Origin of the sequence: Chryseobacterium sp. 2VB (assembly GCF_005503635.1) — a bacterium.
In the GTDB taxonomy this organism is placed as follows: domain Bacteria; phylum Bacteroidota; class Bacteroidia; order Flavobacteriales; family Weeksellaceae; genus Chryseobacterium; species Chryseobacterium cupriresistens.
The window spans coordinates 114836-135779 of sequence record NZ_SCNC01000007.1; the positions used below are offsets into that span (position 1 = coordinate 114836).

20 protein-coding genes are annotated in these 20944 nt (G+C 35.1%); 11 read left to right on the top strand and 9 right to left on the bottom strand.

Annotated features, from left to right (window positions below; genetic code table 11):
• Window positions 1-2 precede the first annotated feature (2 nt).
• Window positions 3-758, bottom strand: coding sequence for a 5'-nucleotidase C-terminal domain-containing protein (locus FFS26_RS09145; protein ID WP_137904882.1), 756 nt, complete (start codon window positions 756-758; stop codon window positions 3-5).
• A 107-nt stretch (window positions 759-865) separates the two neighbouring features.
• Here FFS26_RS09145 and dapA point away from each other — a divergent pair, with 107 nt between their 5' ends.
• The 4 genes from dapA to FFS26_RS09165 all read left to right on the top strand — a co-directional run bounded on the left by dapA (window position 866) and on the right by FFS26_RS09165 (window position 3675).
• The gene (gene dapA, locus FFS26_RS09150) at window positions 866-1738 is read left to right on the top strand and encodes a 4-hydroxy-tetrahydrodipicolinate synthase (RefSeq protein WP_110009548.1); all 873 of its coding nucleotides are present in this window, start codon (window positions 866-868) and stop codon (window positions 1736-1738) included.
• Between the two features lie 119 nt (window positions 1739-1857).
• The gene (locus tag FFS26_RS09155; protein WP_110009547.1) at window positions 1858-2361 is read left to right on the top strand and encodes a GNAT family N-acetyltransferase; all 504 of its coding nucleotides are present in this window, start codon (window positions 1858-1860) and stop codon (window positions 2359-2361) included.
• Between the two features lie 293 nt (window positions 2362-2654).
• Complete coding sequence (locus FFS26_RS09160) at window positions 2655-3236, top strand: helix-turn-helix domain-containing protein (RefSeq protein WP_110009546.1); 582 nt, start codon at window positions 2655-2657, stop codon at window positions 3234-3236.
• The gene (locus FFS26_RS09165; RefSeq protein WP_137904883.1) at window positions 3229-3675 is read left to right on the top strand and encodes a response regulator; all 447 of its coding nucleotides are present in this window, start codon (window positions 3229-3231) and stop codon (window positions 3673-3675) included. The genes FFS26_RS09160 and FFS26_RS09165 overlap by 8 nt, the downstream gene beginning before the upstream one ends.
• A 612-nt stretch (window positions 3676-4287) precedes the next feature.
• Here the strand turns inward: FFS26_RS09165 and recG are convergent.
• The 7 genes from recG to FFS26_RS09200 form a co-directional block, all read right to left on the bottom strand.
• Entirely contained in the window at window positions 4288-6375 is a 2088-nt protein-coding gene (recG, locus tag FFS26_RS09170; protein WP_137904884.1) for an ATP-dependent DNA helicase RecG, read from the bottom strand.
• Window positions 6376-6542: 167 nt separating this feature from the next.
• Window positions 6543-7076, bottom strand: coding sequence for a thioredoxin family protein (locus FFS26_RS09175; protein ID WP_137904885.1), 534 nt, complete (start codon window positions 7074-7076; stop codon window positions 6543-6545).
• A 41-nt stretch (window positions 7077-7117) separates the two neighbouring features.
• Window positions 7118-8629, bottom strand: coding sequence for a peptide MFS transporter (locus FFS26_RS09180; RefSeq protein WP_137904886.1), 1512 nt, complete (start codon window positions 8627-8629; stop codon window positions 7118-7120).
• 144 nt (window positions 8630-8773) lie between these two features.
• Window positions 8774-9112, bottom strand: a complete 339-nt coding sequence (locus FFS26_RS09185) for a DUF1016 N-terminal domain-containing protein (protein ID WP_228449419.1) — start codon at window positions 9110-9112, stop codon at window positions 8774-8776.
• Window positions 9113-9169: 57 nt separating this feature from the next.
• A complete protein-coding gene (locus FFS26_RS09190; protein WP_110009540.1) occupies window positions 9170-10924 on the bottom strand; it encodes a peptide MFS transporter in 1755 nt (584 codons plus the stop codon).
• A 133-nt stretch (window positions 10925-11057) separates the two neighbouring features.
• Window positions 11058-12713, bottom strand: coding sequence for a peptide MFS transporter (locus tag FFS26_RS09195; protein WP_137904887.1), 1656 nt, complete (start codon window positions 12711-12713; stop codon window positions 11058-11060).
• Between the two features lie 147 nt (window positions 12714-12860).
• The gene (locus tag FFS26_RS09200; protein ID WP_317047525.1) at window positions 12861-13229 is read right to left on the bottom strand and encodes a helix-turn-helix domain-containing protein; all 369 of its coding nucleotides are present in this window, start codon (window positions 13227-13229) and stop codon (window positions 12861-12863) included.
• A 146-nt stretch (window positions 13230-13375) separates the two neighbouring features.
• Here FFS26_RS09200 and FFS26_RS09205 point away from each other — a divergent pair, with 146 nt between their 5' ends.
• The 4 genes from FFS26_RS09205 to FFS26_RS09220 all read left to right on the top strand — a co-directional run bounded on the left by FFS26_RS09205 (window position 13376) and on the right by FFS26_RS09220 (window position 15936).
• Window positions 13376-13579 carry a bacteriocin-like protein gene (locus FFS26_RS09205; protein ID WP_137904888.1) on the top strand — a complete coding sequence of 68 codons (204 nt, stop codon included), beginning with the start codon at window positions 13376-13378 and terminating at the stop codon, window positions 13577-13579.
• A 172-nt stretch (window positions 13580-13751) separates the two neighbouring features.
• Window positions 13752-14576 carry a GLPGLI family protein gene (locus tag FFS26_RS09210; RefSeq protein ID WP_110009538.1) on the top strand — a complete coding sequence of 275 codons (825 nt, stop codon included), beginning with the start codon at window positions 13752-13754 and terminating at the stop codon, window positions 14574-14576.
• Between the two features lie 7 nt (window positions 14577-14583).
• Window positions 14584-15108, top strand: coding sequence for a thioredoxin domain-containing protein (locus tag FFS26_RS09215; RefSeq protein WP_137904889.1), 525 nt, complete (start codon window positions 14584-14586; stop codon window positions 15106-15108).
• 6 nt (window positions 15109-15114) lie between these two features.
• A complete protein-coding gene (locus tag FFS26_RS09220; RefSeq protein ID WP_110009536.1) occupies window positions 15115-15936 on the top strand; it encodes a GLPGLI family protein in 822 nt (273 codons plus the stop codon).
• 56 nt (window positions 15937-15992) lie between these two features.
• Here the strand turns inward: FFS26_RS09220 and FFS26_RS09225 are convergent, their stop codons facing one another.
• On the bottom strand, window positions 15993-18122 hold the full coding sequence (locus FFS26_RS09225) for a S9 family peptidase (RefSeq protein ID WP_137904890.1): 2130 nt from the start codon (window positions 18120-18122) through the stop codon (window positions 15993-15995).
• Between the two features lie 119 nt (window positions 18123-18241).
• Here FFS26_RS09225 and FFS26_RS09230 point away from each other — a divergent pair, with 119 nt between their 5' ends.
• The 3 genes from FFS26_RS09230 to FFS26_RS09240 all read left to right on the top strand — a co-directional run bounded on the left by FFS26_RS09230 (window position 18242) and on the right by FFS26_RS09240 (window position 20931).
• Entirely contained in the window at window positions 18242-18715 is a 474-nt protein-coding gene (locus tag FFS26_RS09230; protein ID WP_062675487.1) for a hypothetical protein, read from the top strand.
• Between the two features lie 10 nt (window positions 18716-18725).
• Window positions 18726-18914, top strand: a complete 189-nt coding sequence (locus FFS26_RS09235) for a DUF6496 domain-containing protein (protein WP_110009528.1) — start codon at window positions 18726-18728, stop codon at window positions 18912-18914.
• Between the two features lie 421 nt (window positions 18915-19335).
• A complete protein-coding gene (locus tag FFS26_RS09240) occupies window positions 19336-20931 on the top strand; it encodes a sulfatase (RefSeq protein ID WP_137904891.1) in 1596 nt (531 codons plus the stop codon).
• Window positions 20932-20944 lie beyond the last annotated feature (13 nt).

The following is a 20944-nucleotide window of genomic DNA, read 5'->3' on the forward strand; positions in this document are numbered from 1 at the left end:
TATTACTTCCCGATAAAATTTAAACGAACATCCGAATTAACCACCACTTCAGGTGATTTTTTAAAATAATCGATAAACATATCTCTCATTTTAATCCCTGTTGCAATGGTTTCTCCTTTAGCAAAGAATTTCATATTGTCTCCGCCCAGGGCAAGATAGTCTGAAGTGGCAATATAATAATCTTTAGCCGGATCTACTGTGTTGCCGTTGATTAAGGATTTGGTTACCTGTCCGTTTTTTGTTTCAATATATAAATGTGAAACAGGATTGTTGACCTGCGTTTTTGCATAATACTCAAAAAGACCCTGTAAATCTGCTCCCTTCATTTTCACAATCACCACTTCATTTTCGAAAGGCATTACTTCAAATACATTTTTAAGTAAAATATCTCCCTTTCCGATAGTGGTACGGATCCCTCCGATATTGATCAGTGCAGCGTCTACATTTTGCTTTAGATGAGTTTTGATCCATTCATTACCTCCTTCAAACGTATAGTCAGCTAAAAGATTACCCAGATTGCTGTTATCGCCCTGTTTGGTAAGATCCACGTTGGTATGTGAAATCTTCTGGTTCATTTCTTGATCCAGTTTCTGCTTATAAGGTTCGATCAATTTTACAAACTCCTCATCATTCTTTAGCTCATTATTAATAGAAATATTTTTCTGGGTCTTTACATTCACAAGCTGCGGCACAGAAGCCGTTTTGCATGCAGTAAGCGACACCAGAGCAATTCCTAATAACAAGAATTTATTTTTCATAATCTCTTTTAGTATATGCAAATATAACTATATGTATAATAAAACATTATTATTTATTACAAATTCTTACCGTAAATGATTAAATTTGGCAAAAATAATTCTAACAGATGAGCATTTTAAAAGGAGTAGGTGTTGCATTGGTAACGCCCTTTAATGAAGATTTATCCGTAGACTTCGACAGTTTAACAAAACTGGTGGAGTACAATATCGAAAACGGAACCAATTATTTGGTAGTATTGGGAACAACGGCAGAAGCCGCAACGCTTTCTGCAGAGGAGAAGAAACAGGTAATTGAGCATATCATTAAGGTGAATAATAAACGTCTTCCATTGGTTTTGGGAATTGGCGGCAACAATACTCTTGAAGTCAAGAAACAGATTGAAGAAGCTGATCTTTCTGCATTTGAAGCAGTACTTTCAGTATCTCCATATTATAATAAACCGAACCAGGAAGGGCTTTATCAGCATTATAAGGCATTAGCTTCCACAGGAAAAAATATTATTATTTATAACGTTCCGTCAAGAACAGGGCAAAATGTAGAAGCAGAGACTACGCTTCGTCTTGCAAAGGAATTCCCGAATTTGTTTTTGATTAAAGAAGCTTCTCCTAACATTCTTCAGTATTTTGATATTCTGAGAAAGAAACCTGAAGGATTTTCTTTAGTTTCAGGAGATGATGAATATACATTACCTGTAACATTAGCCGGTGGAGATGGTGTAATTTCCGTAATCGGACAGGCGTATCCCAAAGAATTCTCTACTATGGTACAGCTTGCTTTCGAAGGTAAAGTAAAAGAAGCTTATGAAATTCATAACAAACTGGTAGATATTACCCGTTTGATTTTTGCTGAAGGTAATCCTTGTGGTATTAAAGTAATCCTGACCGAAAAAGGAATCATCAAAAATTATCTCAGACTTCCTTTGGTAAAAGCTTCTGAAGGTCTTCATGCAAAAATTAAAGCTGAAATGGCTAAGATTTAATAATGATCTGACAAAATGAATTTTAATCATGTTAAAACTCATCAGTATCATTGAACAATATAAAAAGAGTGAAAAGTTTAGGCTTTTCACTTTTTTTAATCATCATAATATAATCAATCATGAAATTACAACAGGCAACAGCTGCAGACATCCCGTTGATTCAGGATCTTGCAAGACGATCATGGGAAAATGCTTATGCAGACATTCTTTCGAAAGAACAAATGGAGTTTATGCTCTCAGAAATGTATTCTGAAAATGAAATTTTACATCATTTCCAAAATCCGAATTATCATTATTATCTTATTCAGGATGAAAATAATAATACTTGTGAAGGCTTTATCGGATATGAGCACAACTATGAAGAGGAAACCACAAAGTTACACAGGATTTATCTGGTTCCTGAGAGTAAAGGAAAAGGATTTGGGAAAGGAGCACTTCAGTTTCTGAATGAGAAAGTTTCTGAAAACGGAAACAACAGAATTATCCTGAATGTCAATAAATACAATTCAGCCAGAAACTTCTACGAATCCCAGGGATATAGAGTGTATGACGAAGGTGTTTTTGATATTGGTAACGGTTTTGTGATGGATGATTTTCTTATGGAATATCTAATTCACAGATAAATGACTTAAAATTTTGTAACTTTATCCTGTAATTCTATAACAAGTGATTTCTTTTTTTGATTCATCTTTGCTTCAGAACCAAATCACTTATACAATACATTCATATGCTTGGTTTTGAGCTGAAAAGCTTTTTATCAGTATATTTTTTTCATCCTTAGTGTTTAAATTCCTGTATTCTAAAATACAGGAGTTTTTTCGTATTTATAGTAAAATATTAAAAATATACACCTATTTCACATTTACTTGAAATAAATTATTATATTTACTCCATAAATTGGCTTATATATACTAGGATGAAAATGTATGTTAAATTTGATTTCAATGCTCTTTGTAAAAAGGTATTGGACGAGAAACTTAAAGAACACGGGCTGAAGTACAGGTTACTGAACTTCGGTGAGGTGGAATTCTATGAGCCCCTTACGCAGGAACAGCACAATCTTTTTAAGAAAAATCTTGAAGATTATGGTATCGAGATCATAGAAAGCCAAAAAAACGCGTTGGTCCAGAAAATCAAAGATGCTATTGTAGAGCTTGTCTTTTCTGATGAAATTATACCTGTAAAAGCATCTATCTATATTTCTGAAAAACTTAATCACAGCTATGGATACCTTTCCAATCTGTTTTCAGAAGTTGCTTTTACCTCTATTGAGAATTTTATTATTCTGCAGAAGATAGAGCATGCGAAGGCTCTTATCATAAGAAACAAACAAAGCCTTACAGAAATTGCCCATAAGCTGAACTATTCCAGTGTGGCGCATTTAAGTACCCAATTTAAAAATACAACAGGAATTACCCCATCCCAGTTTCAAAAAATTATAGGCAGGCGAAGAAGAGTACAAAGCACGGTAATAAACCCTAAAATGCAGTATGAATAAAGAATTTCTAAACGTAATAGTAGCAGATAACGATGAAAACATTTTGATTTTTTTTAAAAAAATTCTGAAAGAGTTGAAAATCTCTATAAAAGTTCAATCTTTCAGTAACGGAAACAGCCTGATGGAATACCTGAATAATGATGATGCCGTAGTTCCGGAACTTGTTTTTATAAATTATAAGATTCCCGGAAAAGAGAGCATGGAATGTCTGGAAGATATCAGTTCGAATTCAAAATTCAACAACATGGTGACAGCCATTTTTTCTGATCCGATTCCGGAAAATGAAGTAGAAGAAATTTTTGTGAAAGGTGCTCACATTTTTATGAAAAAACCGGACTGTTTTGATAAACTCAGAAAGGTTCTTACAGAAGTTATTACCATCAACTGGCAGTATCACACGTCGGGTTTGAATAAAGATAATTTAATCCTGAAAGTATGATGAATAAAGGATTTATTAATTTAATGTTAATAATTTAAAAATCGTATTTATTGCATACTATTCACAAATAGGTGAAAATTTTATAACTAATCATTAAAATAATATAAAAGGCATCTGAATTAATATACGGACATTTGTAAAAGTAAACTCAGACACAAATTTATTATATAGTACAAGATACAGATGAATGAGAAGTAATTGTTTCTAAAGAACAAAATTTATATAAATCACGATGTTAGTTAAACAAAATGGATTATACTAATTTTCCAATTATAAAGCACAGAAGATCTTTAAACAAAACGGTACAATCATGAAAACTCAATAAGTAGTTGGAGATATTTTTATTCGTTTCATTCCCTCATCTCCATCGAAACACAGTTAGTTTTTATAATAAGCAAGTTGGAAAAAATAATTCATTTTGTTTTTTTATAATTTATTTTAATAGTAATGGTTTTAGCTCATTATTATATTGTTATATAAATATTTTCACACCACATCACAAAATATTAAACCTGAACTATTAAAATAAATTTTTTTTGGACACACCAAAAGTAATTTCTTCTAAATAACAGTTTTATAAGGGGGCCGCAGGAAATTTTTTCTGCGGTTTTTTTATGATATTTTACTCCACTTATTTTTTCCTTTGTAGTATCTGATATAATAATTTTTGATGATCAGATTGTCAGGTCTTGAAAGCATAGGATCTGCTTCAAGTATTCTTTCTACCGTATTTTTTGTTGTTTTGATGATCGCCGAGTCATTAATAAGATCCAGTCTTTTAAAATCTACCACACCACTTTGCTGGGTACCCAGTATATCTCCGGGCCCGCGAAGCTGCATATCTACCTCAGAAATTTTAAAACCATCATTGGTTTCAGTCATTGTTTTGATACGTGTTCTGCTTTCTTTTGATAATTTATCGGAAGTCATCAGGATACAGTAACTCTGTTCTGCTCCTCTTCCCACCCGTCCTCTGAGCTGGTGAAGCTGTGATAGCCCGAACCTTTCAGAACTCTCAATCACCATCACAGAAGCATTCGGAACGTTTACCCCAACTTCAATTACTGTGGTTGCAACCATTATTTCAGCCTTTCCTGAAGCAAAATAAGCCATGGCAGCATCTTTTTCATCCGGTTTCATTTTCCCGTGAAGCATAGTGACATTATATTCTGAAAAATAATCCATCACATGCTCCAAACCTTCCATAAGGTTTTTATAATCAAGGGTTTCAGATTCTTCAATCAAAGGATATACAAAATAAATCTGCCTTCCTTTTTTAATTTCATCTTTACAGAAGTTATAGACATACAATCTGTCTTTTTCCCGGCGGTGGGCTGTAATAATAGGCTTTCTTCCCACCGGCATTTCATCAATCACCGAAACATCCAGATCAGAATAAAAACTCATGGCCAGAGTCCTTGGAATTGGTGTGGCTGTCATCACCAGAATATGAGGTGGAATCTTATTTTTAGCCCAGAGTTTAGCCCTTTGAGCAACTCCGAATCTATGCTGCTCGTCAATAATGGCTAATCCCAGATTTTTAAATTTAACTTTATCTTCCAAAACAGCATGGGTTCCCACTAAAATAGAAAGTGTACCATTTTCCAGTTCTTCATGGATAATTCTTCGTTCTGCTGCTTTGGTAGAACCTGTGAGGAGACGGATATTGATCCCTGTTTTTTCCAACAGCTCTTTGATACCATTGTAATGCTGTTGGGCAAGAATCTCCGTTGGAGCCATCAGGCAGCTTTGAAATCCATTGTCCATGGCGATTAGCATGGTAAGAAGAGCAACCATTGTTTTTCCTGATCCTACATCTCCCTGTAAAAGCCTGTTCATTTGGATCGGCCTTTTCATATCCATACGAATTTCCTTTAAAACTCTTTTTTGTGCATTGGTAAGCTCAAAAGGAAGATGGTTTTCATAAAAATCATTGAAATGGTCTCCAATAATCGGGAAAGGATTACCGTGGGATTGTGTTTTATGATGAAGTTTCTTTAAACCATATCCTAACTGAAAGAAAAACGATTCTTCAAATTTCAGTCTGTAATCTGCTTTATCAAAATGTTCCTGATCTTTGGGAAAGTGAACATTCAGAAAGGCATGCTGCCTGGAAATGAATTTAAAGGTTTTCATCAGATATTCCGGAAAGTTTTCTTCAATAAGACTGGGAATCTCTCTGCAGATATTTCTTAAAGCATTCTGGAAAAATCGTTGATTTAATCCTCTTTTGATTAGTTTTTCAGAACTCGGGTAGATGGGTTTAAGGCGGGTGTCGCCTTCTTTTTTCTCTTCCGCTTCAATTTCCGGATGCGGCATAGAAAACTGACGGTTGAAAACATTGATCTTTCCAAAAATATAAACTTCCTTGTTGATGGGAAGCTGTTCTTTCAGCCACTTGGAATACTGAAACCAAACCAGATCCATACTGCCGGTTTCATCATTGAATTTTGCAGATAATCTTTTGGTTTTCCCGGTCTGAATTTCCTGTACCTGAGTAATTTTTCCCTTCAATTGTATTTCCTGGCTGGTCTCTTCTCTAAGCTGAGAAACAGTATAGATTTTACTTTTGTCCAGATAGCGGATAGGGTAGAAATTCAACATATCTTCTACAGTAGATAAGCCCAAGACACTTTTGATGAGTTTGGCTCTTTCCGGACCTATTCCTTTTACATATTCTATGGAGGTTTCGAGATTCATTGTCAGGTTTCAGGATACTGTTTTTCGAACTTTTTGATTCTTATTTCGGATGATAAAAAATAAAGGTCCGAATTTCGGTAAAATAAAAAAGACTTCCAAAAAAATTGGAAGTCTCTATAATGAATTTTTAGCATTGAAACAGAAAATCCATGTTTCAAAGTTCTGAATTAATCTTTGATCTTAGATTTGAATTTTTTCTGATAATCCTCCCATTGTTCTCTGGTCTTAATCTTTTTAAACAGATCTTTGGAAATCAGTTCCAGATAAGGTTCAAGTTCTTTGGCAGACAATTCTCCCTGAAGAATGGTGATGGGATCGCCATGCTCATCCAGAAATACTGTACTTGGAACGGCTCCTACATTCATATATTGGGTAAACTCATGCAGAGAATTTTTTCCCTTTCTATGTTCAGTATTGGGATTGGAAAATATTCTTCCGAAAATTTCAATACTCTTTTTTTCTTCCGCATTAAACTTTACAGGATAATAATTATCATTTAAAACCTGAGCCAGTACAGGGTGGCCGTATGTTTTTTTATCCATGATTTTGCATGGCCCACACCAGTCTGCGTAGAAATCAATCAATATTTTTTTTGGACTTTCTTTTTGAGCTTTTAAAGCTTCCTCTATGGTCATCCACTTTACCTGTGCAAAACTAAAATTTAATAAAAGTAAGAGAACTATGCTTAAAATTTTCTTCATATTGTGATATTTATGTAAAAATAAGCATAATTACTTATTTTTTATTTTACATCCTGCATTAATTTTTTCACGTACGGAGATATCAAAATTAATACCACTCCGGCAATTAATGCATACAATCCCAATTGTTTATATCCATCAGTATAAGTGATCAAAGCATCATAGTTGGTGGAACCTTCTTTTGAAGTAGCAAGACTTGCCCCGATAATCCCGGCTACGTACTGTCCATAGGCTGATGCAAGGAACCACATTCCCATCATCATCCCCTGGAGATTCTTAGTAGAAAGCTTCGTCATAATGGATAATCCGATAGGAGAGAGGCATAATTCTCCAAGTGTAATGATAAGCAGTGCCAAGGTAAAGAAATTCAGTGAAGTGATTCCCTGAAGGTCTGCGAACAGGCGCGTTGCAAATAAAACGTAATATCCTAATCCTAAGAAAATAAATCCTAATCCGAATTTGATAATCGTGTTGGGTTCAATTTTTCTTTTGTTCAGCCAGATCCATAGAAGTCCGATCAATGGGGCAAGGAAAATAATGAAGAAAGCTCCTCCTGAGTTATTCACTCCATTTGGGTCTAATCCAAAAAGATCCTTATTCAGGTTTTTAGCTGCGAAAATGCTCAAAGAACCTCCACTTTGCTCATAGATTCCCCAGAATATGATTGAAAATATGATGAAAACCAAAGCTGCCCAAAGTTTTTTACGCTCTGAAGCTGTCACTTTAGACATTTCATAGAATAAATAGATCAAAGTTAAAGGCCCGATGGTCCACATAAAATAATCTGTATACTCAGTCTTGGCTACCATGGTCATGATGATGGGTACAAAAACCAATGACAAAACATATACTCCGTATTCTTTCCATTTTGGAATTGGAGCTGCTTTTACCTCTGCTAAAGGGTGTCCCGGCTGTAAACCGATAGTTCCTAGTGTTCTCTGTGTAAATACAAAATTAATTAAGCTTACAACCATTACTATTGCGGCAAGACCAAAAGCAATATGCCACCTCATTTCTTCTGCAATAATGTTGCTTAAGAATTCTCCTTTACCAATGGCAATACATAAATAACCCCCTAGCAATGCTCCGAGATTAATTCCTGCATAAAAAAGTGAGAATCCGGCATCTGCTCTTGAATCATTAGGTTTGTAAAGCTGTCCTACCATCGATGAAATATTAGGTTTGAAGAAACCTGTTCCTACTACGGTGAAAGCTATTCCTAAGAAAAAGAATTTATGAGGATCGGTAGCCAGGATTAAACTTCCTACAATCATCAGTAGCCCGCCCCAGAACAAGGATTTTCGGAATCCTAAAATTTTATCAGCAAAAAGACCTCCTACAAAGGTAAAGGCATAGACAAAGGCCTGAGTGGCACCATATTGAAGGTTGGCTTCTTTTTCATGGAAATTAAGCTGTGAGATCATGAAGAAGACCAGCATTCCGCGCATTCCGTAGAAACAGAAACGTTCCCACATTTCAGAGAAAAACAGGCTCCAGATTTGTCTGGGATACTTTCCTTTGAAATTTTGTATTTCATCTAAAGTTAAGCTCATAATGATATATGATTAAGTTCTAATTAAGGGTTTTTATCTTTCTGATCCAGTTCAAAACGGATTCTGTCCTGGTCAATAATTTGCTTTAATTCTTCTTCTTTTGGGAGGTACAGCAGGTATTTGCTGGCAAATAAATTGTTTTTATCATTTTGAGTGGGAAAATGTGTAGTGAGCCCAACTAAATTGTTGACGCAATGCGTAAACAATTGGAAACGCCGTGTAAAACTTCCGCATATTGGATAGATTGGTGTAATCAAACCCTTTTCCAAATTCTAAGGTAAGCTTCTGAGAAAGTTTTTTCAGCATATATTTTCCGTATTCTGTCCGTTCTTTTCCCTGTTGTTCATCTTCAATAATCAATTTTCCAATCTGCCAGTACGTGAGCAGTAGAGTAGAATTCGCTATACGAAACACTTTTTCGCGCGATTGTCTAATGATTTCCTTTACGGATTGGAATAAAGAATCTTCGGAAATTTCCATCATACGAAAATAAAAAAAACCTCTGACTTGGCAGAGGTTTTATGATATTTTGTTGATACATTAGTTTACACCATGCATCATTTTCTTTAAGATAGGTGAAATTAATCCTAAAATTACAGAAGCAATCCCACAAAGTACTACGAATACCATGAAGAATTCAAATAAGTTATGGATTTCGAATCCTACAAAAGTAGGGTTGTGTAATGGTAACTGAGCTTTATCAAAAGCAGCTACCTGATCCGCTGTAAGAGTTACTTTTTTATCCAAAACATCCTGCAGATTTATACCCATTTCTTCAGCTTTCTTGAATTTATCACCTGTTGCAGGGATAAGTGCTCCTAATGAACCTGCCAATGCATAACCAGCAGCGTTAGAAATGAAGAAAACACCATAAAGTAATGAAGCAAATCTTTTCGGAGCCAGTTTACCTACCAATGATAAACCAATCGGAGAAAGACAAAGCTCACCACATGTCTGGATGAAATAGAGTAACATTAACCATTTGATGGCCAATAAACCTGAGTTTCCAAGATCTTTTACATTGTGTGCAATGATGAAATAAGAAAGAGCGATCAATGCTAATCCCATTGCCTGTTTGAACGGAGATACCGGTTCTTTGCCTTTAGCTCTTAATTTATCCCAGATTAAACTGAAAGGAACTGCCAGAATAACAACGAAGATTCCATTAAAGATCTGAACCATTGAAGGAGGCATATTCCATCCGAAAATATTTCTGTCAGTCTGGTTATCTGCAATAAATGTTAATGAAGATCCTGCCTGCTCGAATGCAGCCCAGAAGAAAATAATAAAGAATGATACGATATAAATTACCCAGATTCTCTGTCTTTCAACCTTATTTTCAGCAGAAGACATAATTAAGAAGGCAAGAGAAATACCAGCTGAATAGATGAATGGATAAATGATTCCTTTAATCAATTGCCCCATTTCTACAGAATTGAATCCAAACTCACCTACAAGAAGATATCTGAAAAGGAAGAATAAAACTACAAATATTCCACCAGTGATTCCTAAAGCCTGGCCAGAGAATTTAGCAGTCTGCGTTTCTCCTTCTTCAAAGTCTGCACTTGTGTTATTTTTTGGTAATCCTCCGATAGGTCTTCCTTCCGGAGTTACTACATATTTGTTTTTAAGGATAAAGAATGTTACCGTTCCGATAACCATTGCGATAGAAGCTGCCAGGAATCCCCATTTGAAAGCGAAGATATCTCTTACTCCTGTTGCTGCATCTTTTACGTCTCCTACGTATGGACAGATGAACTGACCAAGGAAAGCCCCGATGTTGATCCCCATGTAGAAAATAGTGAAGGCAGAATCCAGTTTAGACTTTTCCTGTTTTGGATAAAGACTTCCCACCATTGAAGAAATATTCGGTTTGAAGAATCCGTTACCAAAAATGATCACGAATAATGCCAGCCACATGATAAGTTTGGCACTACCAATATCCGCTGAAAAAGTTGAGGCACTGATGAATAATAAGAACTGGCCGATAGCCATTAACGATCCACCAATGATGATCGCATATCTGTTTCCGATATATTTATCAGCAATAAATCCTCCCAAAAGAGGGGTTAAATAACATAAAGCTAGAAATCCACCATAGATGATCGCTGCATCAGCTTCTTTTATCAATAAGGAATTTACCATGAAGAGCGTCAAAAGAGCTCTCATTCCATAAAAGTTGAAACGCTCCCACATTTCTGTTCCGAAAAGAACCCATAATCCTTTAGGATGCCTGGAATTCTTATTCTCTACAAATTCATCCGGTTTCGGACTCAATGCTTCAATATTATCCATTTCTATGTTAATTTTTGTTAAGACTGACAAATATAGTTTATTTTGGGTTTTTGGCAAGGTTTTAATTTTATTTTTAAATAAAAAAGCTGCGGGACTATTCCGCAGCTTAGTTATTTTTATCATATTGAGCATTTTAATGCCCTTTTTCTGTCATAATCTTATTCAGTCTTTTTAACATAGAAAGACCTAAAAGTGTAGCAAATATTAACAAAGCGAAGTTAACAAGGAAATAATTCGTTTTGTTTTCATAATTGTACCATGTACTTGCCAGGATTCCTGAAAGCTTATTTCCCACAGAGTTAGCCAGGAAAAATCCACCCATCATTAATGCTGTAATTCTTGCAGGAGAAAGTTTGGATACAAAAGAAAGCCCCATTGGAGACAGGCACAGCTCACCGATAGTAATGACTCCGTAGCTGGCAACCAGCCATAGAGGAGATACTTTTACAGCGCCATTGTCTCCGGCCATTACGGCTAACACCATGACAAGGCAGGAAAGTCCTGAAATAAATAAACCTAAAACGATCTTGGTAGGCGTTAATGGTTCTTTTCCTTTTCTTCTCAACAATGCCCAGAATCCTACAATAACCGGAGTTAGCGCAATAACCCAGAATGGATTAATAGATTGGAATAATTCTGTATTGTATAAATATACTTTGTTTTCAGGGTTTTTCTCAAGAGCAGCACGCTGCTCTGGGGATATGTTTTTAAAGTATACATCTTTTCCCATTTCCTTTTTAGTCTCCCCATTATCATCTTTCTGAGAACGGAACTGGTTATCATAAACAGGAGTTTCTTTGTCTTCATAACTCTTACCATCCACCATATAGATACCTTCCAGAGGCTTTTCAAGAGAAGCCGGAACACTTCTGTCCGTGTAATAATTAGCCCATCTTGTCAATGCTGTACCGTTTTGTTTGAAAACCGCCCAGAAGAACATACTGATCAGGAATACAGAAAGTAATGCTCCGATAGAGGCTTTTTCATCAGGTTTAGCCTTAAAGTAGAGTGATGCATAGAAATAAATAACAGGTACACATGCAAAAATAAAGGCATCCGTACTGTCACTTCCGAAAATATTACCAGGGATAAACCAACCTATTGCCCCGGCAATGATAGCAGGAACAAATACTTTTATCAGAATCTCTGAAAGTTTTGTATCACCTTCCTGTACAGGTTTCATCTGTGCAGCATGAATGTAATGCTTTCTTCCGATGGTAAAAATAACCATCCCGATAAGCATTCCTACACCTGCAGTGATGAAAGCTTCACCCCAACCGAATTTATTACGCATGAAAGCGGCAATAATATTACAGATAAAAGCCCCGATATTGATTCCCATATAGAAAATATTATACCCGGAGTCTTTATTAGCTTTATAAGGTTCTTCAGAGTAAAGATTTCCTAAGAGAGTTGAAATAGTAGGTTTAAAGAAACCGTTTCCGATAATAATTAATGCCAGAGAGGTGTAAAACAGGGGTAGATCTTTAAAAACTCCCATTCCTATATATCCTGCAGCCATTAAAAAACCTCCAAGATAAATAGATTTAATATATCCTAACACTCTGTCTGCCAAGAATCCTCCAATAAAGGGCGTCAGATAAGTTAAAGCAATATAAGTTCCGAAAATGTCATCAGCAGTTTTATCCGGAAGTCCAAGTCCGCCTTTCATGCCCGTAGGCTCAATAACATAGAGAACAAAGATTCCAAGAATCAGGTAATACCCGAAACGCTCCCACATTTCTGTAAAAAAGAGATAGGGCAGCCCTTTAGGATGTTTAGTCTTCATATAATCAATTTTCAAATTTCCCAAAAATAGCTTTTTAATTTTAATTGATAAAATAAATAATACCCACGTAAATGATTAATGAAATAAATATAAAAGCCTACCAAAATACTTGGAAGGCTTGGAATATTGTTTGAGAACAAAAATTTCTTAAGATTTTAAACTTTTAATTTCCTGTTCTAATTCATAAACTTTTTGTTTTAGGAGAGAAATATAATCTTGAAGATTTTCTATAACAGAGTTAGGAATATTAAAATGTTGATTATAATAATTTCCTGAATTATCATTAAATGTTGAGTTATCATTATGCACAAGTCTTAACTCTTTTTCTTCTTTAATATCTTCAACGGGAACTTCAAGAGCTTCAGCCAACTTTTGCCATTCTTCATCATGAATTCTTACTTCCCCACGCTCTTTGCGGGAATAATTAGATGGATCTGTAGATAGTATTTTAGCCATTTTTTCTTGGGATATACCTTTTTGTTTACGTAAATTTCTAAGTTTTTCCTGAACCATCATTTTAAATGTTTTTTACAAATGTGCAAAATATGTACCTATTCTGCAAGAAAATTACAGGAAAATTGCATGTTTTTTTTCACTGTTGTTTGATTTTTGTTTTTAGGTTTGAAATGTCAATAGTGACACAGAATCATTAAAAAAACATTATGAAAAATTTAAAAAAACTTTCGAGAGAGAATTTGAAAAACTTAAAAGGTGGTGGACCTTTCCAACTAAGTGGAGATACTGGATGTAGCTATAAATGTTGCTCAGACAGAAACCCGCAGGTATGTAGTGCAACTGTGACTGTTTCTGTAGAACAATCTGGATCTGTTTCTTGTTCTGAAGGATCGCATTTAGTTGCTGTTTAAGCTTAATATGAATGTGAATGTGAATGAATGAGGCTGTCCGAAAAGTTTGGACAGCCTCAATTTTTGTTGTTTTTATTCGTACCCCTATACAGGAGACATGTTCAAATATTTGATTCTCAAGAGATGTATCTGACTTTTAGGACACACTCATTTTTTATTTAAATTTACTGCTATGAAAAATATTATTATCCTATTCTTATTTTATTCACAATTGATTGTTAGTCAGAATAAACGATTTATTTATGAGTATTCCTTTATTCCTGACTCAACAAATATGGCTAATGTTGTAAAAGAATTTATGTTTTTAGATATCTCTAATAGCAGATCCTTATTCTACAGTCAGCATAAGTATAATGAAGATTCAATATCTGTGGCTGAAGCTGAAAAGGGTAAGTTTTATATACCTAATGCAGATATACTATATAAAATAGAAAAGAAGAAAAATGATATATTCTTTTTAACAAGTGATTACGGATTAGATAAAATTAGAGTAAAAGATGAAAGAAAAATGAATTGGATGATCCTTCCCGATAGACAAAAAATTTTTGGTTATGATACCCAAAAAGCTTCCTTAGATTTTAGTGGAAGAAAATGGATAGCCTGGTTTACTTCAGATATCCCAGTTCAAGACGGACCATATAAATTTCATGGACTTCCTGGTTTAATCGTAAAAATTGAGGATGTCACAAAAAGTCATATTTATAATTTAGTAGGAATTAAAAGCATTTCTGATGATGTTAAATATCCTGAGCTAAACCCAAAAACTAAAGAGATCATATTAAATGAGAATAAATTTAGAGAACTCTTTCAAAAATACAGGGATGATCCGGCAAGCGACACAAAGCAACTTTATATTCAGGGGAAAATACCTAATCAGAAGGATAGCAATGGAAACTATCGTACGGGAGCCGAAATAGTTCGGGAAGTTGATCAATTATCAAAAGAAAGATTAAAAAAAGATAACAATATCATTGAAATTGACCTGTTGAAAAAATAATCTATCCTTGCAAAAGAAACTTATTGATACCAATTTTTCTGGAGCTTTTGTATTTGGAAATGAAAAAGCAGGTGGAACTTTAACCTTTGTCACCAATCCTTTTTGTAAGCATTGTAAAGAATTTTACCCTGTTTTTCTAAAGCTGGTTAAAAAGTATTCAGATGAGTTAAGAATCAATATTTTCTTTGATATAGACCTTAGCAGGGATGATCTGGATAATAGAACGGTTCATGTCAACCTTACCAATATTTATATCAATAGCGAAAATAAAATAGAATTTCTGGAAGCGTTGAGCGGCTGGTATGATGTTCAGGGATATAGTGAAGACAAAAGTGTCTGGTATCAAAAGTATTCTAAATATTTTGGAAGCTCAGAGAATGCACTTGCAGTATTAAAAGGACATGAAGAATGGGTAAGCAGCAATGGGGTGCATTTTACACCCAATATCTTTATTAATGACACGGAATACCCGGTTCAGTATAAAAGAGCAGATCTGGAGTTCTTTATCCCGGAATTATTATCCGAAAATTAAATTGTTATGAAAAGCTTATTATTTATATTGCTGGGAACTGTAATGTTTTTTTCCCAGAACAACAGGTTCATCTATGAGGTGAAATACAAGAAAGATTCAACCTCAAAAGATATCACCCGGGAAAATTATTATCTGGATATCACAAAAGAGGATATAGCGTATTATAACAGGCTGTATTATATTAGGGATTCGGTATTTACTACTACTGGACGATCTCCAATTAATAAACAGACGTCTTTTCTTATCAAAAAAAAGAATATTATATCCTTTCAAAACTATGAATACATAGGAGATGTAAATTTCTACAAGATTAACGAAGAGGCTGAACAGAATTGGAAAATTTCAGATAGTATCAAAACATTTGAAGGTTATCGGGTTCAAAAAGCAGTAACTGCGTTTGGTGGAAGGAGCTGGGTAGCATGGTTTTCCAAAGATATCCCAATTTCTTACGGACCCTATAAATTTAATGGTTTACCTGGTTTAATCATGGAGCTATATGATTCAAAAAAAGATTATTATTTTAAAGTAATCAAAAGTGAAAAAATTCCGGAGAGTTATCAACGTATTTCATTGGAAGGCTTTATATCCAGAGCAATTCCCGTTACCCAGAAGGATTTAAATAAACTAAGGTTGGACCTCTATTCCAATCCCTTTAAATACGCTTTTAATGGAAATCTTACAATCCCTGAAGGGAAAAAGTTGCTGCTGGATGATGGCACAATTCTCTCCAAAGAACAGCTGAAACCCGCAGAAGCCAACGAAAGAAAAAAGTTAAAAGCCTTTAATAATCCTATAGAACTGGATAAAGCGGTGAAATACCCTAAATAATAAAAATCCCTTTCAGAATTTCTGAAAGGGATTTTTTATGAGTTATAAATTGAATATTATAGATTATTCAGGATGAAATCCGTCATTTTCTGGTATAACTGAGGTCTTGTCTGTCCACCGTAAATTCCGTGGTTTTTATCAGGGTAAGCCATGAAATCAAACTGTTTTTTGTTTTGAATCAAAGCTTCAGAGAACTCCATAGAATTCTGGAAATGAACGTTATCATCAGCCGTTCCGTGAATTAATAAGAATTTTCCTTTCAACAGATTAGCATATTCCGTAGGAGAATTTTTATCATATCCATCCGGGTTTTCCTGAGGTGTTCTCATAAATCTTTCGGTATATACAGAGTCATAATATCTCCAGTTCGTTACCGGTGCTACAGCAATTCCTACTTTGAAGACATCAGCTCCTTTCGTCATGGCTAAACTTGTCATATAACCACCAAAGCTCCATCCGAACATTCCGATTCTGCTTTTGTCAATATAAGATTGGTTTCCGAACCACTTGGCTGCTGTGATCTGATCTTCAATCTCATATTTTCCTAAATTCATATAAGTTACTTTCTTATATTTTGCTCCTTTATAACCCGTTCCACGGCCGTCTACACAAGCAACAATATATCCTTTTTGTACGAGGTGATTGAACCAAATAGCATTTCCGTTATCCCATGAGTTGGCTACCTGCTGAGATCCCGGCCCCGAATACTGGAACATAAACAGAGGATATTTCTTATTTGGATCGAAATTTTTAGGCTTCATAATCCAGGCATTCATCTGGTCACCTACTGCATTTGGAATGGTAATGAATTCTTTTTCAACAAAATTATCAGCTTTTAGTTTCTGTAACTGGTCATTGTTGTTCTGAAGTTCTTTTACTGCTTTTCCATTACCGTCTTTTAAAACATAGGTGTAAGGTTTAGCTGCTGTAGAAGATGTTTCAATGAAATAATTATAGTTTTTACTGAAGTTTGCAGAGTTGTTTCCTTCTGCATTGGAGATCAGCTGGGTTTTTCCGTTTTCAATATTGACTTTGGAAATAACTTTATTGATACTTCCTTTTTCGGTAGTCTGAACATAAATTTCTTTGGACTTTGGATTAAACCCATAATAATCGGTTACCTCCCAGTTTCCTTTTGTGATCTGTTTTTTCAACTTACCATCTTTGTCATACCAGTACAGGTGACGGTTCCCGTCTCTCTCAGAAGCCCAAAGGAAGGAATCATCTTCAAGGAATTCAAGAGTAGGGCTGTCTGTATCTACCCATTTTTCATCTGTTTCTGTAAATAACTTCTGAACTGCTCCGGTTTTTGTGTTCACTTTTAAAATATCAGAAGCATTTTGTATCCTTTCAGAAGTGATCAGAACCATTTCGTCCGGCTTTGCAGTCTGAAATACATTCGGGATGTAATAGTTTTTGAAAGAACCCAGGTTCAGCTGCATTGTTTTCCCGTTATCAAGACGGTATAGCTGTGCTGAAACTACAGAGTTTTTCTCACCTGCTTTTGGATATTTATAACGCATTTCTGTAGGATAAAGCGTTTTTCCATAGATAGGAATATAGATTTCCGGAACCTGGCTTTCATCAGACTTTACAAATACGATGGCATCAGAATTTTTTGTCCATTCATATTGTTTTGCATGCCCGAATTCTTCCTCATATACCCAGTCTGCCAAACCGTTAAGGATTGAATTCTTTTTACCATCCGTTGTAATCTGTGTGATTTTTCCTGAATTAAGATCCTGATAGAAAAGATTATTGTCAGAAATAAAAGCCACTTTCGTAGCGTCCGGTGAAAATGAAGGCTCCTGAACCGGTTTCCCTTCATTCAGGCTGATTACTTTCCCGGATTTTAAATCTTTAACATCAAATTTCCCCAGAAAAGAATGTCTGTAAATAGGCTGGCTTCCTGTCTGTAAAAGAATTTTAGACTCATCATCAGAAAAGATATAACTTTCAAATTTTCCATCTACAAGATTCCCTTCTTTTTGTGAAGTTTTGTAAGAATATTTGGCAATTCCTGACGGTTCAATGACCAGGTAATTTTCTCCGTTTTTCATGGAAGTGATCCCTGCGATCCCCTTTCCACGGTAATATCCTGAATATATTTTATCTAAAGTGATTTCCTGTGCTGACACATTTTGAAATACCGCCGCAACAGTAAGAGTTAAGAGTAATTTTTTCATTTCTAATAGTAATGGATTTCAAAGATAATAATTTTATTAAATGTATAAAAAAGCTTTTCAAATAAGCTTTTTGGCAAAAAAATTGAATATCATACCTTATAATCAAATCAATAATAATTATGGAAACGAATGCATACAACCAGAAACTGAACCGTTATGTATTAAACGATCAGATTGTTTATACAGGTTTTTCCAGTTTTAAAGACGCTGAAGAATGTGCTCATAAAAAAGGAGGAACATTGGTGGAAGTAGTTTTTAGAGACGGAAATGATAATCCCGAAATTACTGATGAGGCGGGGTTGATAGAGAAAAAAATTCATTACTATGTGTATGCAGGCGATGAGTATAAATTTATCCATTCCTCAGATCCGGGATTTAGAAAATATGCAGATGAGCTGCAAAAAATAAAAGCAAAACTGCAACAATCTCCACCGGATGAAAGATATTTAGCCAATTTTGAGATTGAAAATGCGGAAGACCCGATTATTGTGATCAAAAATGATCATTTTGAATCGGTAACATCGAGAGAGCGTTCAAAATATTTGAAACATGCCTGTGTTTATGAATTAGGGGTATCCCTGCCAAAATCTTAAAAATCTGATCATGAGCAAGACTAAATATTCAGAAAAAGCTCAGGACAAAGTAGGAAAAGTAATGCACGAATTCAAGGAGGGAAAATTAAAGTCTTCTTCCGGAAAGAAAGTGACAAGCAGAAAACAAGCCGTAGCCATCGGTATTTCTGAAGCGCGGGAAAAAGGTATGAAAGTACCATCGAAAAAAAAAGGTAAATAACTTATAAATCCAGAAAGTTTTCTTTCTGGATTTTTTTATCTAACCTTCTATATTTCATTTATTGTGAACAATGAGGAGGAAGAGAGGGAAAAGAAGTAGTGGGAAAATTAGCTTATTTTGTTTTTTAGTGCAATTTTTCCTTTGCTGTTTAAGTGTCTGTAAATATGTGTTTTGTGTTATTTGTGTGTATGTGCTATAGTTTACTTTGCATAAGTTATTCTTTTTTTTTAAATTCACATCATTCATAATTCGTTATATCTTTTCAAATAATACACAAATGATGAAAAAGACTCCTAATGTTTTGTGGATGTTTAAGTTTTCTTTATCCACTGTTTAATCAATAAACAACCTTGCGAAGCTTTTGTTTGCTGCTACAATGTAATTCACTTTCTGCAAGGCTGATTATTTAAAACTAATTGATATGTTTGGAGTTTCAACTTTGAAATCAATATGTACATTTCTATTGATTTTACCATTTGGCATCATTGCAGGACAGTCACAAAAAAAATCTAAACCCAATGTAATTTTTATTGTCGTTGATGACCTGAGGCCGGAACTGGGAGTTTACGGTAATTCAGCCATTAAAACACCCAATATTGATAAGCTGGCAAGAAGAGGTACAACTTTTACAAATGCATATTGTCAGGTAGCAGTTTGTGCCCCTTCCAGAGCCAGTGCTTTAACGGGTTTACGGCCGGATTCCACTAAGGTATGGGTGCTGGGAGAAGAATTTCGAAAAATACATCCTGATGTGGTAACGATTCCACAGCAGTTCGAAAAATTCAATTATCATACAGTATCCATCGGAAAGATTTTTCATAATCACATGCCTGATTCTATCTCTTTCCGGGAGCCGGATCTTCGCCCTGAAGGATATGCCGTTAAAAATATGAGAGACAGAGATCCCGAATCTTTTTATTTCAGTGGAGAACTTAAAGCTGAGCTTGCGGCCAAAAGATTGGAAAGATTAGCTAAAGACCCTAAAAGATATGGTAACGGCTGGGCATATGGACGTTCTGTAGAGGCCGCAAACTGCCCTGATGATTCATTGTATGACGGAGCTCAGACATCGCTTGCCATTGAAACTATCAACCGTATTAAAAATAAAAAGAAACCCTTCTTCATGGCACTGGGGTATTTCAGGCCGCATTTACCCTTTGTAGCTCCCAAAAAATACTGGGATCTTTATGATCCTATGGAAATACCAATGGCAGATAACAGCTTTATTCCGTTTAATGCACCAAGCATGGCCATGTATAACCAAAGGGAGATGACTGCTTGTTATGATCTTGAATATGTAAAACATCCTGCCTACTTCAGAATGCCGGAAAAAGAAGCCAGAATTTTGAAACATGGGTATTATGCTTCTGTAAGCTATGTTGATGCCTGTATTGGACGACTCGTAGATGAGCTTGAAAAACAAAAATTAATAGATAATACTATTATTGTTTTATGGGGAGACCACGGCTGGAAATTAGGAGAACATAATGCATGGGGTAAGCAGACTAATTATGTAAATGATACCCGTGTTCCTCTTATTGTATATGCACCTGGAATGAAAAATCCGGGAAGTAAAAGCAATGAACTGGTAGAGTTGGTAGATCTTTATCCTACCCTCTGTGATCTTGCAGGGATAGAAACTCCTTCTTATCTGCAAGGAACGAGCTTTAAAAAACTTCTCAATGAAAACAGCGTGGAATGGAAAGGAGCCGTATTCAGCCAGTTTTTGCGCCCGGCAGGCGAAGGGATAGATCTTAACAAAAAAAATTATATGGGATATTCAATGATGACCAAAAGCTATCATCTGATAGAGTGGTACTATTGGGACAAAGCAACTCAAAAGCCGGGAGAACTTGTGGCGCGGGAACTTTATAATCTTACCTCAGATCCGAAAGAGAATTTCAATATTGCAGTGTATCCCGAAAATAAAGATATCCTTGACAAGCTTTCTGAACAGCGTAAAAAAGGATGGAAGGAAGTGAGAAATAAGCTGATGACAACTAAGTCTTATCAATAAAAAGAAAATGTAT

Coding starts and splice junctions, on each gene's coding strand:
- recG (WP_137904884.1), bottom strand. CDS start 6,375: ATGAATCTCGAAACCTCCATAGAATATGTAAAAGGAATAGGTCCGGAA.
- FFS26_RS09160 (WP_110009546.1), top strand. CDS start 2,655: ATGAAAATGTATGTTAAATTTGATTTCAATGCTCTTTGTAAAAAGGTA.
- FFS26_RS09205 (WP_137904888.1), top strand. CDS start 13,376: ATGAAAAATTTAAAAAAACTTTCGAGAGAGAATTTGAAAAACTTAAAA.
- FFS26_RS09225 (WP_137904890.1), bottom strand. CDS start 18,122: ATGAAAAAATTACTCTTAACTCTTACTGTTGCGGCGGTATTTCAAAAT.
- FFS26_RS09200 (WP_317047525.1), bottom strand. CDS start 13,229: ATGATGGTTCAGGAAAAACTTAGAAATTTACGTAAACAAAAAGGTATA.
- FFS26_RS09190 (WP_110009540.1), bottom strand. CDS start 10,924: ATGGATAATATTGAAGCATTGAGTCCGAAACCGGATGAATTTGTAGAG.
- FFS26_RS09175 (WP_137904885.1), bottom strand. CDS start 7,076: ATGAAGAAAATTTTAAGCATAGTTCTCTTACTTTTATTAAATTTTAGT.
- FFS26_RS09230 (WP_062675487.1), top strand. CDS start 18,242: ATGGAAACGAATGCATACAACCAGAAACTGAACCGTTATGTATTAAAC.
- FFS26_RS09240 (WP_137904891.1), top strand. CDS start 19,336: ATGTTTGGAGTTTCAACTTTGAAATCAATATGTACATTTCTATTGATT.
- dapA (WP_110009548.1), top strand. CDS start 866: ATGAGCATTTTAAAAGGAGTAGGTGTTGCATTGGTAACGCCCTTTAAT.
- FFS26_RS09180 (WP_137904886.1), bottom strand. CDS start 8,629: ATGAGCTTAACTTTAGATGAAATACAAAATTTCAAAGGAAAGTATCCC.
- FFS26_RS09220 (WP_110009536.1), top strand. CDS start 15,115: ATGAAAAGCTTATTATTTATATTGCTGGGAACTGTAATGTTTTTTTCC.
- FFS26_RS09145 (WP_137904882.1), bottom strand. CDS start 758: ATGAAAAATAAATTCTTGTTATTAGGAATTGCTCTGGTGTCGCTTACT.
- FFS26_RS09185 (WP_228449419.1), bottom strand. CDS start 9,112: ATGATGGAAATTTCCGAAGATTCTTTATTCCAATCCGTAAAGGAAATC.
- FFS26_RS09235 (WP_110009528.1), top strand. CDS start 18,726: ATGAGCAAGACTAAATATTCAGAAAAAGCTCAGGACAAAGTAGGAAAA.
- FFS26_RS09210 (WP_110009538.1), top strand. CDS start 13,752: ATGAAAAATATTATTATCCTATTCTTATTTTATTCACAATTGATTGTT.
- FFS26_RS09195 (WP_137904887.1), bottom strand. CDS start 12,713: ATGAAGACTAAACATCCTAAAGGGCTGCCCTATCTCTTTTTTACAGAA.
- FFS26_RS09155 (WP_110009547.1), top strand. CDS start 1,858: ATGAAATTACAACAGGCAACAGCTGCAGACATCCCGTTGATTCAGGAT.
- FFS26_RS09165 (WP_137904883.1), top strand. CDS start 3,229: ATGAATAAAGAATTTCTAAACGTAATAGTAGCAGATAACGATGAAAAC.